The organism is Mesorhizobium sp. M7A.F.Ca.US.002.01.1.1 (genome assembly GCF_004022955.1).
GTDB lineage: Bacteria > Pseudomonadota > Alphaproteobacteria > Rhizobiales > Rhizobiaceae > Mesorhizobium > Mesorhizobium ciceri.
Genome location: NZ_RZQE01000120.1, coordinates 1 through 13690 on the forward strand (window position 1 = coordinate 1; position 13690 = coordinate 13690).

Sequence of the window (13690 nt, forward strand, 5' to 3'; positions counted from 1 at the left end):
GTGCGGCAACCACTCATCGCTGCCGCCGCCTCGGCATTGCGGTCGAGCACCGCGGTGACCTGCTCGGCCATGGCAAGCGTCGGCACGCGGATCATGTACTGAATCTCGGCCAGCCCCGCCGGCAAATTGTCGGCGGTCGCTTGCCCCGCCGTCAGGATCGCCTCGCTGATCGACCAGCCGCCCTGGTGCGGCAGCATGGAATCGCGCAGAGCCTTGGAGGCCATGTACATCATCATCAATGCGTCGTTGGCGCCGGGCGCGCGCGCCGCCGAATGTGCTTGCGGAATGGGTGCAGCGCCCGCAGCCAGCGCCCAGCGCTCCGGTTGGTCGCAGATGAAGCGATAGATCATCGCGTAGGCCGCGCCGCAATGCGTGTCCCAGCGCGCCGTGTTGCAGAGCGGCAGCATGTAGAACGGATGAAAGGAGATCATGCCGGCAAGGCCGTCATAATAGCCCTTGGCGGCATGGATCGGCTTTGACCCACGCACCTTTTCCGCCGGCTCGCCGGTGAAGCGCAGCGTGCCTGATATGCCGTGGCGCTGCATCGCGGCCTTGGTCGCCAGCAGCCCGCCGAGGCTCGAAATACCCAGCCCGGAATGCGGGTCGGTGTGGCCGCCGGCCTGATTGCCAAGTCCCCGGCGCGGACGCTCGACCGTAGCGGCATCCTGGCAATTGCCGGGCACCGCGTCGTATTCGGCGTACATGCCGATGGTCGGGCCGGGGCCGTTGGTCCAATGAGCGCAGAAGGCGGTCGGCATGCCGCCGGAGCCTTCTTCGACAGAAAAGCCTTCGAGTTTCAGTCGCTCGACATACCAGGCGGCGGATTGATATTCCCGCCACGCGGTCTCGCCGTAATCGAAGATGATGCGTGTCCACGCGGACAACAACGGCTGGATGCCGTCGAGACAGGCACGGGCGGTTGCTTGCGCCGAGGTGGCCACCGGTTTCTCCATGGCATGAGAAGAAAGCAGTGAAGCGGTTCGCTAAAAAGTGATATGTTTTCCCGGTTCGTGCAAATTCGGTTCACCTGAGTCTCCTTGCGTATACCATCCACACAAGCGCTGCGTGCGCTCGACAGCTTCGCCCGCCATGGCAGCGTCTGGCGCGCCGCCGACGAGTTGCACCTGACCCGCAGCGCCGTGAGCCATCAGCTTCGTCTGCTGGAGCGCGATCTCGGCTTCGACCTGCTCGAACGCATCGGCAAGGGCGTGGCGCTGACGCCGCGCGGCCAGCGCTACGCCAGCGACGTGCGCAAGGCGCTCACCGTTTTGGGCGATGCGGTGACGCGGGACGCCGGCACCGGCGTCGGCGGCTCGTTCGCCGTCAGTTGCACGCCCGGCTTCGCCTCGCTGTTCTTGTGCACCCATATCGGCGAGTTCCGGCAGATGTATCCTGACGTGGCGCTGCGCATCCTGACGCCGCGCCGGCTCGACGATGTCAGCAACGCAGATGCCGATGCCTTCATTGCGTTTGGTGTCGGCAATTGGCCGAACCGGGCGGTCGAGCCGCTCTGCGAAATCTCGTTCACGCCGCTCTGCAGCCCGACGCTGCTCAACAAGGTCGGCGGGTTTTCCCGGCCGTCGGACGTGCTACGCGCCAACCTGCTGCATCTCGACGACACCGAGGATTGGGCGCGCTGGCTGGCGCTGTCCAAGGTGGAAAACCCCGACATCGAGGGTGGCATCTTCTTTTCCGATATGAACCTGGTCTTTTCGGCGGCGATTGCCGGCCAGGGCATCGCCATGGGCGACGAACTGACCAGCCGGCGGGCGCTGAGCGAGGGCCGGCTGGTCAGGCCGTTCGACATCGCGATCAAGTCGCCACGCTCCTATTTCCTGGTCTCCGAACACGCCAAGGCTTCGCATCCGGTGCTGGAAGCGTTCGCGGGATGGCTGCGGTCGAAACTCCAGGAGAACCGCATTCTGCCGTATTGAGGGCAAGGCGGCGCCATCTCGCCATAGATGAATGGAATTTGCCGATCACGCGAAAACTATTCGGTTGCGGTGAGCCGGCACCCTGCCTACGATTTCGACAAGCGTTAGGGAAAGGGCAGTATGCAGCAACCCGGCCGTGCCGCAGAGATCAAGGCAATCGGGATCGGCAAGAGCTTCGGCTCGTTCCGTGCGCTGGACAATCTGTCGCTCAATATCGGCCGTGGCGAGTTCCTGACCCTGCTCGGGCCGTCGGGTTCGGGCAAGACCACCTTCCTGATGATCCTTGCGGGCTTCGTGCAGCCGACCGAGGGCAAGCTGTTCAGCGACGGCGTCGACATCACCGACCGACCGGCAGAGCAACGGGCCGCCGGCATGGTGTTCCAGGGCTACGCGCTGTTCCCGCATATGAGCGTCGAAGCCAACATCGCCTTCCCACTCAAGGTGCGCAAGAAACCGGCCGCCGACATCAAGCGCCGTGTCGGCGAGATGATCGAGCGCGTCGGTCTCAAGGGCCACGAGAAGAAACTGCCGGCGCAACTGTCGGGCGGCCAGCAGCAGCGCGTGGCGCTGGCCCGGGCGCTGGTGTTCGAACCTGGCGTGCTGTTGCTCGATGAGCCGTTCTCGGCGCTCGACAAGAGCCTGCGCGGCCAGATGCAGGCCGAGATGAAGCGGCTGCACCAGGAAACCGGAACCACTTTCGTCTTCGTCACCCACGACCAGAGCGAGGCGCTGGCGCTGTCGTCGCGCGTTGCCATCTTCAACCACGGCAAACTGCTGCAGGTCGGAGCGCCCGACGAAGTCTACGACCGGCCGGACAACCGCTTCGTCGCCGAGTTCCTCGGCGAAATCAACATGCTGCCGCTGAAGGGCGTCAAGCCTGCCGGCAATGGCTCGACCGGCCTGTGCGAAGACCGCGCGGTCAGCATGGGCTGCAAGGCCGAACTCGTGCGCGGCGATGCCATCCTGGCGATCCGGCCCGAATACATGTCGATATCGGGCGAGGCGGCGGATGGCGAGAATGGCATCGCCGCTACCGCCACCAACTCCACCTATCTCGGTGCTGCGACGCGGCTCGACCTGACGACACGGCAAGGCGCCAAGGTTACCGTCTCGGTGCCGAACGAGGTGGCGGCCGCAGCGCTCAGCAAGGGCAATTCCGTCTGGCTCACCTGGCCGGCGGAAAAGGGTTTCCTCCTTCCGCATGGAGGGCAATGACGACGGTGTGGCGAGATATCGCTCCACCGCTTTCCGGCACTATCAACAACAAAAAAGGGGAACTGACATGACACATGACACCAAAAAACAAGCCGTCGAGAGCCTGTCCGCCAGGGCAGGTCGCGGCGAGATCTCGCGCCGGCAGTTCACACAGCTGGCGGTACTCGTGCTGGCCGGCACGCCGATGCTGCTGCGCTCGACAGGTGCCTTTGCGCAGGCCAAGGAACTGGTGCTGGTCAACTGGGGTGGCGATGCCATCACTGCCTATGATGCCGCCTATGGCCAGGCCTTCACCAAGGACACCGGCATCGCCGTCAAGATGGACGGTTCGGGTCCGACCGAAGGCGCCATCGCAGCGCAGTTCAAGAGCGGCGCGCCGACCTGGGATCTCGTCGACGTGGACCCCTTCTCGGCCATCACGCTCGGCGCCCAAGGGGCTCTCGAGCCGATCGATTACAACATCGTCGACAAGAAGAAGATGCGGCCCGGCTTTGGTTGGGAATACGCCGCCTCGACCTATTTCTTCTCCTATGTCATTGCCTATGATTCCGAGAAGTACGGCAAGGACGCGCCGACCGGCATGGCCGATTTCTTCGACGTGAAGAAATTCCCCGGCAAGCGCTCGCTCTACAAATGGGGCGTATCGAGCTGGGAAGCAGCACTTCTGGCCGACGGCATCGCGCCGGCGTCGCTCTACCCGCTCGACCTCAAGCGCGCCCATGACAAGATCGCCGCGTTCAAGGAAAACGTCGTTGCCTATTGGGGTGGCGGCGCCGAAAGCCAGAGCGTGCTGCTCAATGGCGAGGCCTCGATGGCGATCGTCTGGTCGACGCGCGCTTCGCTGATCGAGCAGGATTCGGGCGGCAAGATCAAGTTCATCTGGGATCAGGGACTGATCTCGCCCGGTGCGCTGGCCGTGCTCAAGAACAACCCCGGCGGCAAGGACGCTGCGATGAGGTTCATCGCCAGTGCCCAGGACCCTGAAAAGCAGCTGGTCATGTTCGACAAGCTCGGCCAAGGTCCTGCAAACCCGGCGGCAGACGCGCTGATCACGGCCGACAAGAAGCGCATCAACCCGGTCGATCCCGAGAACATGAAGAAGCAGATCGCGCTCGACATGGACTGGTACGCCAAGAACTACGGGCCGGCGCTCGACGAATACACCAAGATCATCTCGGCCTGATCAGGGCCGGGGTAATCGGGTCAATGAGATCCTATCTCTCCGACAGGATGGGCGCGGCGCTGTTGATGGCGCCGCTGCTCCTGTTTCTTGTCCTGGCCTATGCCTGGCCGTTCCTTGGCGTCGTCAAATGGAGTTTTACGCTGCCGACGCCCGGCCTCGGCCAATATGAGGCGCTGCTCACCGACGATCTGGTGCAGTCGGTGTTCATCCGCACGCTGCGCATCGCGGCGGTCGTCACCGTGGTCTCGGTGGCCGCTGCCTACGCCATCACCGTCGTCTGGGTGCGTGGAACCCCGGCACAGCGCCTGATCGCCGAGTTCTGCATTCTCGTTCCCTTCTGGATTTCCGTGCTGACCCGTGCCTTCGGCTGGGTGGCGCTGCTCTCCAATCGCGGCCTGATCAACACGTGGCTGCAGGCGATCGGCTTCATCTCCGAACCGCTGGCGTTGGTGCGCAACGAATTCGGCGTCATCGTCGGCATGACGCACTTCCTCATTCCTTTCGCCGTTTTTCCGCTGGCATCGGCCATGCGCAGCCTCGACGACCGCGTGCTCCTGGCGGCGCGCGGGCTCGGCTCCAGCCGCATGCGCACCTTCTGGACGGTGTTCGTGCCGATGACGCGCTCCGGCATCATAGGCGCGGCGATGATCGTTTTCGTCTTCTCGCTCGGCTTCTTCGTCACGCCAGCGATCCTTGGCGGCGGCCGCAGCGTCATGATTGCCGAGCTGATCTATCTCAGGATATTCCAGAGCCCGGACTGGGGCTTGGGTGCAGCGATCAGCGTCGTGCTGGTGCTGTTCGTCGGCGCGCTGATGGCGCTCTTGTTCCGATATGTCAGACCGAAGCAGTTGATCTGATGCCGACCTACCGCCCCGGTCCCGTCTCGCTGATCATCGCCGCCTTCGTGGCGCTGTTCCTGCTGATGCCGCTGCTCGCCGTCATCCCGGTGTCGCTGACGCCGAGCCGCATGCTGGCCATGCCGTCGGGCGAACTGTCGCTGCGCCATTACCGGGCGCTGATCGAGGACCCGCGCTGGCTCCAATCGATCCTGCTCTCGATCCGCATCGGTGTCGTCAGCAGCGCCTTTTCAACTGTGCTGGCGCTGTGCTTCAGCCTTGGCGTCTGGATGTTCCAGCCGCGCTTCACCGCGGCACTTGTCGGCTTCGTGTTGCTGCCGATGGTGGTGCCGCCCGTGGTCTCGGCGATCACGCTCTACTTCCTGCTCACCTCGATCTCGGGCTTCAGCGCGTTCTTCGGCTATGACACCTGGCTGGGCGTTGCCATGGCCCATTCGGTGATGACGGTCCCTTTCGCCACCGTGCTGATGCTGGTCTCGCTCAGCCAGCTCGACCGCCGCATAGACCTCGCCGCGCGCGGCCTAGGTGCAACTGTCTGGGAACGCGCCACCCGCATCATCATGCCCAACATCAAATTCGGCATCGTCACCGCCGCACTTCTCTCCTTCGTGCTGTCCTGGGAAGAAATCGGCGTCACTTTGTTCATCACCTCTGTCAACGCCATCACGCTGCCGCGGCTCATGTGGATGGGCTTGCGCGACAACATCGACCCGGCGATCGCGGCATTGTCGGTGATCCTGATCATCATCACCGTGCTGGTGCTGGCGGTGCGCAGTTTCGTGGCCAGGCAGCGCGGAGCCTAGACAAACCTCACCGAGACGCGGCCAAACCTGCCTAGATCGCCGATGACTTCGTCGCCTGCCTCGACGCTTATCGGTGTCACGCAGGTGCCGGTAATCACCACCTGTCCCGGCTGGAGCGCTATGCCCAAGCCCGACAGTTCATTGACGATCCAGGTAAGCGCGATGCGAGGATCGCCCAATACGGCTGCTCCCGATCCGCTATGTTGCGACCTTCCGGAAACGGACGCGATCACGGGGTGCTTTGCAAGATCCACGTCGTGCCAGTCGTCTTCCGCCGCCTCGCCGATGACAAACAGGTTGGCGCAGGCATTGTCCGCAATGAGCTGCGGCGCCCCGACGGCGCAGAAATCGTCATACCGTGAGTCCGGGATTTCGATCGCCGGGTGCAAGCTCGCTACGGCTTCCATCGCCTCGGCGATTTCATAGGGTGCCGCACGAGGCGGCAGCTCGCGGCCGAAACGGAAAGCGAACTCGATCTCGGCCACGCGCATCTTGCTCGTCGCCAGGGAAACGGTCCCGCCGATCTCCACCGCTTTCTCGGCCAGGAGACGTCCGGCCATGGGGCCGTCGACGTTGATGTGCCTTTGTCCCGCCAGACTGGTCGCGGCAATCTTCCAGCCGAAAAGCGGAGCCGCCGAGCGATCCATGACATGCGACTGGATAGCGTAACCTTCGAGCCGTGTTTGTGGGCGCAACGCCTCGGGTATGGCGTCGAGACGGGTGCCCTTGTCCCAGTGGCCTACCAACAACCGCGACGCAGCCCTGGTCTTTTCTGCATCGAGCATCATCAGCTTCCGAAATTGCTTCGTGGATCAAAAACGGCAAGGAAACATTGCGTCATGCGACGCTGTATGGAGCGAGAATATGTGACCAGGAATCGAGAGTCCATGTTCACGGCGTGGTGCCCGCGACGGTGGTCTTGGCAAAGCCGCCCTTTCGAGATCATCGGCATCCATCATTCCGATGACGAATCGCCATCGCCTCTGCGCGTCGAATGGCTATATCTGTCAGAACACGCAGAACGCGGACAGCTTCCGAAAAGCAACAGTCGGCAGCGCAGGAACCGGAGGAAAAGACGATGACCGCGCCAGGCGATTTACAGCAGGCACTGTTTCTCAGGCTGAAAAGCGATCCATCGCTGTCGGCCTTGCTGGGCGGCGCCGGACTGCTCGAACGGCCAGCCGACAACGCCGCTTTTCCGTACGTGACCTGCGGCCATACCTCCGCTTTCGACTGGGATACGGGCATCGAGAACACCGACGATCAGTTGATTACGCTGCATGTCTGGTCGAAAGCCCATGGGGATGCCGAAACGCTAGCCATCATGGCCGCCATCCAGGCGCGCCTTGCCGACGCAGCATTGGTGATCGGCCCTCGCGGCCAGACACGACTGTCGCTGGAATTTGCCGAAGCCCGCCATGACGAGGATCTGCTCGTGCATCACGGGCTGCTGCGTTTTCGCGCGATGACGCAGGAAAATGCCTGATGCGCTTTCAATATGGTCAAAACGGAGTCTAGACTGGACTTTCGCGGGATTTCGCCTGTTCGAGGCGGCGAAATCCCAGGTTGACTGTCTCGCGTTGCAGGGGTGTGGCGAGGATGTTTTCAGCGGCGTTCACCGTTCATTTCACGTTCAGCACCGATGCGTTACAACGCCGGTCATGAAAACGCTTCGCTCCCACTTCCGAACCGCGACACTGGCGCTTTGTGCTGCCGGGCTGTTTGCGTCGCAGGCGATGGCGATGCCGGTCATCGCGCCGCCCGACCTGGCCAGTCCGATCGTACTGGCGGCATCCGATTGCTACGCCATCGGCCAACAGGTGGCCGAGCAGAATGGCGGAACGCTGGCCAAGGCCTCGCAATCGACGCGCGGCGGTCAGCCTGTCTGTGTCATCGTCGTGCTCGTTCCGGGCAAGGACGGACAACGTCCGCGCCGTTCCGAGATCGTCGTTCCGCTGAACTGATCCAATCAACCTTAGGCCACGTTTCCCAGGCCGCCGGAATCGGCCTATATCTGCCCCAGTTTTCAATCCTACAAAGCTCTTCCATCCGACAAAGCTCTTCAACAGGTATCGAACTCCGCATGCGTGTACTGGTCGTCGAAGATGACAAGGATCTCAATCGGCAGATATCGGATGCGCTGGTCGATGCCGGCTATGTCGTCGACCGCGCCTTCGACGGCGAGGAAGGCCATTTCCTCGGCGACACCGAGCCCTATGACGCGGTCGTGCTCGATATCGGCCTGCCGCAGATGGACGGCATCAGCGTGGTCGAGCGCTGGCGACGCGGCGGCCGCAAGATGCCGGTGCTGATCCTGACGGCGCGCGACCGCTGGAGCGACAAGGTTTCCGGCATCGATGCCGGCGCCGACGACTACGTCACCAAGCCGTTCCACATCGAGGAGGTGCTGGCGAGGCTGCGGGCTCTGATCCGGCGCGCTGCCGGCCATGCCTCGTCCGAGCTGACCTGCGGACCGCTGCGCCTCGACACCAAGGCCTCCAAGGCCGATGTCGGCGGAGTGCCGCTGAAGCTGACGTCGCACGAATTCCGCCTGCTTGCCTATCTGATGCACCATATGGGCGAGGTCGTCTCGCGGACCGAACTGGTCGAGCATCTCTACGATCAGGATTTCGACCGCGATTCCAACACCATCGAGGTGTTTGTCGGGCGGCTGCGCAAGAAGATGGGCATCGACATGATCGAAACCGTGCGCGGCATGGGCTACCGCATGCGTGAGCCGGAGGCGTAACTCGGAACCGCTCAAACCAACCGCAAGGACGCCGCTTTCGCTGCGTTTGTGGCCGCGTTCGCTGACGTTCCGCGTCATCGCCTTTTCCACGGTCTGGGCGATCGTGACGCTCGTTGTCATCTTCACCTTGATCACCACCCTATACCGCCAGGCCAGCGAGCGCGGCTTCGACAGCCTGCTTTCGGCGCATCTGTTCAACCTGATCGGTTCGATCGGCATCTCCGACAGCGGTGCGCTGACCGGCGCGCCAGATCTCGGCGACCTCCGGTTCTCGGAGCCGAATTCGGGCTGGTACTGGTCGGTTGAGCCCGCTTCGGAAGGCGTGCATGGCGATCTCCATTCGTCGTCGATGACCACGACGATCCCGTCACCGAGCGTTGCCGAGGTGCCGTTCAACGCGAGCTTCCAGCGCAGCTACGCAGCCGAAGGCATCGACGGCGAGCAGCTCGAAGTGTTCGAGAGCGAATTCGTCCTCGACGCCAAGAACCGCGCCGCGCGTTTCCGCGTCATGGGCAACCAGAGCGAACTCGAACAGGAAATCGCCACCTTTCAGCGCCGCCTGCTGACCTATCTCAGCCTGTTCGGCGTCGGCATGATCGCCATCAACGCGATCGCAATCCTGCTCGGCCTGCAGCCGCTGCGCCGGGTCAGAAACGCGCTCGCCATGGTGCGCGAAGGCACCGCCCAGAGGCTCGACGGCCGCTTCCCGGCCGAGATCGAACCGCTTGCCAACGAAACCAATGCGCTGATCGAAAACAACAGGCGCATCGTCGAGCGGTCGCGAACACAGGTCGGCAATCTCGCCCATTCGCTGAAGACGCCGCTGGCGGTACTGCTCAACGAGGGCCGCGCGCTCGGCGGCGCCAAGGGGCAGTTGATCGCCGAACAGGCGGCTTCCATGCAGAAGCAGGTCGAACACTATCTCCAGCGCGCCCGCGTCGCGGCACAACGCGACAGCGTCGTCTACCGCACGCCGGTGACGCCGCTGGTGCAGCGCATGGTGCGGGTTCTGCGGAAGCTCAATCCGCAGACAAATCTATCGCTGTCGCTGCCGGCGGCCGAGATCGTCTTCGCCGGCGAGCGTGAGGACCTTGAGGAACTGCTGGGCAATCTCCTTGAAAACGCGATGAAATGGGCAAAGAGCGCGGTGCAGGTCTCGATCGTGCCCTTGACCGGCAAGGACGACCCGGCCGGCCTGTTCGAGATCGGCATAGAGGATGACGGTCCGGGCATTCCCGAGGACAAGGCGCGCGAGGCGCTGAAGCGCGGACGGCGTCTGGACGAGACAAAGCCCGGAACAGGTCTGGGCCTGGCCATTGTCGCAGACCTCGTCAACGAGTATGGAGGCGTTCTGGCGCTCGAACGGTCCGGTATGGGCGGATTGAAGGCGGTGGTGCGATTGCGGAGCCTTCAGTGATGTTCACCAGAGCCGATCGACATAGAGGGGCGGGAGATGTTGTTGGCGGCATGTCCATTGGTCCCGCAGCGGCCAGCGGCCAAATTTCCGACAAATATCAATACTATGGCCACGCCGACTTCTCGATGACGCGGCCCCCGGCGCATCCATGGCAGGCTCCAACTCAAGAAAACCGGTTGTTGGCATGAAGATTCGCGTCGCGCTTGTTTCCGCATTGCTGGCTGTTTCCGGCTGCACCACCTTGAGCGGCAAGGGTCCAACCGTGGCAGCGACACCGGCCTCGACACCTCCTTCCAGCGGCAAGGTGACCACGACGATCATTTCGGCGATGGGCGGCGGCCTCATCAGCGGGGCGATCGGCAACGGCCTCAGCGAGACCGAGAAGCGCAGCGCGCTCGAGGCTGAGTACAAAGCGCTGGAATACACGACCAGCGGCCAGAAGGTGACGTGGAAAGGCGCCCAGGCTTCGCGCTACGGCGAGGTGGTTCCGGCCCAGCCCTACCGCGTCGGTTCGCAGGACTGCCGCCAGTACACGCAGACGGTGTTTTCCGGCGGCGCCGGAGTCACGGCGCGCGGAACCGCTTGCCGCAACGCCGATGGCAGCTGGACGCCGCTGACCTGACGACCGTCTGCCGACGATTGGCGGCTGGCGTCGTCAAAGCGTCGCAGCATGCATCTGTTGGCACGGCAGAGCTCTGCCGTTATTGGAAGAACCATGCTGTTCTGGGTCATAGCCGCCATTCTCACGCTGGGTGCAAGCCTGGCGGTGCTGTTGCCGCTGGCCGCCAGCGCGAAGGGCGCGTCGTCGAGCGGCGAACATGATCTCGAAGTCTATCGCGACCAACTGTCCGAGCTTGACCGCGACGCTGCGCGTGGCTTGATCCAGCCGGCCGAAGCGGCCGAAGCCCGCGCCGAGATCGCTCGCCGCATCCTTCGCCTTGACAATGCGGTTACCGCCGGCGGCGCAAACGCGGGCCGAGCGCCGGCCACCGCAAGGCTGGTGGCAACCGTAGCCGTGCTGGCGGTGCCGCTGGTCAGTTGGGGGCTCTATGTCAAGCTTGGCTCTCCCGACCTGCCGTCACAACCGCTCAGCGAGCGGTTGGCCAAGAATCCCGCCGACAGTTCGGTCGACGAACTGGTGGCGCGGGCCGAAGCCCATCTGGCCGCCAATCCCACCGATGGCAGGGGCTGGGACGTGCTTGCACCGGTCTATCTGCGCATGCAGCGCTTTTCCGACGCGGCGGATGCCTATCGCAACGCCATTCGGCTTGATGGCGACAGCGCCGTTCGCCAGGCAGGTCTCGGAGAGGCGATCGCCGGCGCGGCAGGCGGCATTGTCTCGGCCGATGCCCAGGATGCTTTCGAGGCAGCCCTGAAGCTCGATCCGGCCAATGCGAAGGCCAGTTTCTACCTGGCCATGGCGTTGGCGCAGGAGGGTCGCGCCAAGGAAGCGACCACGGCATGGCAGGCGATGCTGGGCAGATTGCCGCCGGACTCGCCATGGCGCGGTGCCGTCGAGCAGGCGCTGGCCAAGTCCGGCAACCCCGAAGTGGCTTCCGGCGGCGCCGCCAACGGCCCCGATGCCGGCGATATCGACGCCGCATCCTCGATGTCGCCGCAGGATCGGGAAGCCATGATCAACACCATGGTTGCCGGCCTTGACGACAAACTGCGGCAAAATCCGAACGACCCGGAAGGATGGATGCGGCTCGTTCGTTCCTATGTCGTGCTTGGCAAGGCCGATCAGGCGCGTGAGGCGCTCGGTCGCGCCATTGCCGCCTTTGGGGCCGACAGTGACCAGGCGAAGAAATTCACCGCCTTTGCCGCTTCGCTTGGGCTTGCGGCGACGGAGTAGAACAAGACATGACGCGCAAGCAGAAACGATTGTCGGTGATCGCGGGCGGCCTGGTCTTCCTGGGTGCCGCGACCGGGCTGACTTTCTACGCGCTTGGCCAGAAGGCCTCCTATTTCTACATGCCGGCCGATCTCACCACGGCAAGCGTCCAGCCTGGCCAGCGCATCCGGTTGGGTGGATTGGTCGAAAAAGGCACGATCCAGCGCGGGCAGGGGGCCACGGTCGGCTTTTCGGTCACCGACACGCACAAATCGGTCAAGGTCACCTATACCGGCATCCTGCCCGACCTTTTCCGCGAAGAGCAGGGCGTCATCACCGAGGGTAGTTTCGGCCCGGACGGGGTTTTTGTTGCCGATAGCGTGCTGGCCAAGCATGATGAGCGCTATATGCCCAAGGAGGTTGCGGACGGCCTCAAGGCCAAGGGCGTGTGGCAGGAGAGCAAGAGTGAATAGCTCCGGCAGGAGAGCGACAGTGGATCACGGGCATGGTTGAAACCGGACATTTCGCCCTCGTCCTGGCGTTTGCGCTTTCGCTGGTGCAGACGCTCGTGCCGCTGTTTGGCGCACGCCTGAACAACCAGCGCCTGATGGCCGTCGGCGGTCCGGTCGCGGTGACCGGCTTCGCCTTGACGGCGCTGTCTTTCGCAGCGCTGGCGAGTGCCTATGCGAGCTCCGATTTCTCGGTGGCAAGCGTGTGGGAAAACTCGCATTCCTTGCAGCCGTTGATCTACAAGATCACCGGAACCTGGGGCAATCATGAAGGCTCGATGCTGCTTTGGGTGTTGATCCTGACCTTCTTCGGCGCACTCGTCGCCGCTTTCGGCTCCAACCTGCCGGCGACGCTGCGCGCCAATGTGCTTGCGGTGCAAGGCGCCATCGGCGCCGCCTTCTTCCTGTTCATTCTGGCCACGTCCAATCCGTTCATCCGGCTCAATCCGGCGCCGATCGAAGGCCGCGATCTCAACCCGATCCTGCAGGATCTCGGCCTCGCCATCCACCCGCCGTTCCTCTATCTCGGCTATGTCGGCTTCTCGATCTGTTTTTCCTTCTCGGTCGCCGCTCTCATCGAAGGCCGCATCGACGCGTCCTGGGCGCGCTGGGTGCGGCCGTGGACGCTGGTCGCCTGGATGTTCCTGACCGGCGGCATCGCCATGGGATCGTACTGGGCCTACTATGAACTTGGCTGGGGCGGTTTCTGGTTCTGGGATCCAGTCGAGAACGCGTCTTTCATGCCGTGGCTGGCGGGCACCGCGCTGCTCCATTCGGCCATTGTCATGGAAAAGCGCTCGGCGCTGAAGATCTGGACGCTGCTGCTCGCCATCCTGACCTTTTCGCTGTCGCTGCTCGGCACCTTCCTCGTGCGTTCGGGCGTGCTGACCTCGGTGCACGCCTTTGCCACCGATCCGACCCGGGGCGTGTTTATCCTGTGCATCCTGACGCTGTTTATCGGCGGCTCGCTGGCGCTGTTTGCGCTGCGCGCTTCCCGGTTGACGACCGGCGGCCTGTTCCACCCGATTTCCCGAGAAGGGGCACTCGTCCTCAACAATCTGTTCCTGACCACGGCGACGGCGACCGTGCTTGTCGGCACACTCTATCCGCTCGCTGTCGAAGCCTTTTCAGCCGACAAGATCTCGGTCGGCGCGCCGTTCTTCAATCTCACCTTCGGGCCGCTGATGGT

Annotated in this window: 14 protein-coding genes and 1 pseudogene; 13 read left to right on the top strand and 2 right to left on the bottom strand. The window is 63.5% G+C overall.

From position 1 onward, the window contains the following. Positions 1-953 (bottom strand): annotated as a pseudogene (locus tag EN932_RS14520) (amidohydrolase); the annotation flags it as partial. A gap of 84 nt (positions 954-1037) precedes the next feature. On the opposite strand from EN932_RS14520, the gene EN932_RS14525 reads away from it, so the two are divergent. The 5 genes from EN932_RS14525 (at position 1038) to EN932_RS14545 (ending at position 5992) form a co-directional block, all read left to right on the top strand. Then, positions 1038-1934 (top strand): LysR substrate-binding domain-containing protein, encoded by an 897-nt coding sequence (locus tag EN932_RS14525; RefSeq protein WP_013532647.1) that lies wholly within the window; start codon positions 1038-1040, stop codon positions 1932-1934. 120 nt (positions 1935-2054) lie between these two features. Next, positions 2055-3149, top strand: a complete 1095-nt coding sequence (locus EN932_RS14530) for an ABC transporter ATP-binding protein (protein WP_127385415.1) — start codon at positions 2055-2057, stop codon at positions 3147-3149. 67 nt (positions 3150-3216) lie between these two features. Next, positions 3217-4332 (top strand): ABC transporter substrate-binding protein, encoded by a 1116-nt coding sequence (locus EN932_RS14535; protein ID WP_127368572.1) that lies wholly within the window; start codon positions 3217-3219, stop codon positions 4330-4332. Positions 4333-4355: 23 nt separating this feature from the next. Then, entirely contained in the window at positions 4356-5189 is an 834-nt protein-coding gene (locus EN932_RS14540) for an ABC transporter permease (RefSeq protein ID WP_013532644.1), read from the top strand. Next, complete coding sequence (locus EN932_RS14545; protein ID WP_027162976.1) at positions 5189-5992, top strand: ABC transporter permease; 804 nt, start codon at positions 5189-5191, stop codon at positions 5990-5992. The genes EN932_RS14540 and EN932_RS14545 overlap by 1 nt, the downstream gene beginning before the upstream one ends. Here EN932_RS14545 and EN932_RS14550 read toward each other — a convergent pair. Then, the gene (locus tag EN932_RS14550) at positions 5989-6777 is read right to left on the bottom strand and encodes a fumarylacetoacetate hydrolase family protein (RefSeq protein WP_064993410.1); all 789 of its coding nucleotides are present in this window, start codon (positions 6775-6777) and stop codon (positions 5989-5991) included. The two genes, EN932_RS14545 and EN932_RS14550, sit on opposite strands and share 4 nt — an antisense overlap. Positions 6778-7070: 293 nt before the next feature. Here EN932_RS14550 and EN932_RS14555 point away from each other — a divergent pair, with 293 nt between their 5' ends. The 8 genes from EN932_RS14555 to EN932_RS14590 all read left to right on the top strand — a co-directional run. Further along, on the top strand, positions 7071-7478 hold the full coding sequence (locus tag EN932_RS14555; RefSeq protein WP_064993409.1) for a DUF3168 domain-containing protein: 408 nt from the start codon (positions 7071-7073) through the stop codon (positions 7476-7478). 175 nt (positions 7479-7653) lie between these two features. Beyond that, on the top strand, positions 7654-7956 hold the full coding sequence (locus EN932_RS14560) for a hypothetical protein (protein WP_013532640.1): 303 nt from the start codon (positions 7654-7656) through the stop codon (positions 7954-7956). 119 nt (positions 7957-8075) lie between these two features. Beyond that, on the top strand, positions 8076-8741 hold the full coding sequence (locus EN932_RS14565) for a response regulator transcription factor (protein ID WP_013532639.1): 666 nt from the start codon (positions 8076-8078) through the stop codon (positions 8739-8741). Continuing rightward, entirely contained in the window at positions 8725-10158 is a 1434-nt protein-coding gene (locus tag EN932_RS14570; RefSeq protein ID WP_024505287.1) for an ATP-binding protein, read from the top strand. The genes EN932_RS14565 and EN932_RS14570 overlap by 17 nt, the downstream gene beginning before the upstream one ends. 184 nt (positions 10159-10342) lie before the next feature. Next, the gene (locus EN932_RS14575) at positions 10343-10780 is read left to right on the top strand and encodes a hypothetical protein (RefSeq protein ID WP_013532637.1); all 438 of its coding nucleotides are present in this window, start codon (positions 10343-10345) and stop codon (positions 10778-10780) included. A 93-nt stretch (positions 10781-10873) separates the two neighbouring features. Further along, complete coding sequence (ccmI, locus tag EN932_RS14580) at positions 10874-12013, top strand: c-type cytochrome biogenesis protein CcmI (RefSeq protein ID WP_127385414.1); 1140 nt, start codon at positions 10874-10876, stop codon at positions 12011-12013. Between the two features lie 8 nt (positions 12014-12021). Further along, positions 12022-12465 (top strand): cytochrome c maturation protein CcmE, encoded by a 444-nt coding sequence (gene ccmE / locus EN932_RS14585; protein ID WP_013532635.1) that lies wholly within the window; start codon positions 12022-12024, stop codon positions 12463-12465. 32 nt (positions 12466-12497) lie between these two features. Continuing rightward, a partial coding sequence (locus EN932_RS14590; protein WP_164890486.1) for a heme lyase CcmF/NrfE family subunit occupies positions 12498-13690 on the top strand: 1193 nt, incomplete at its 3' end.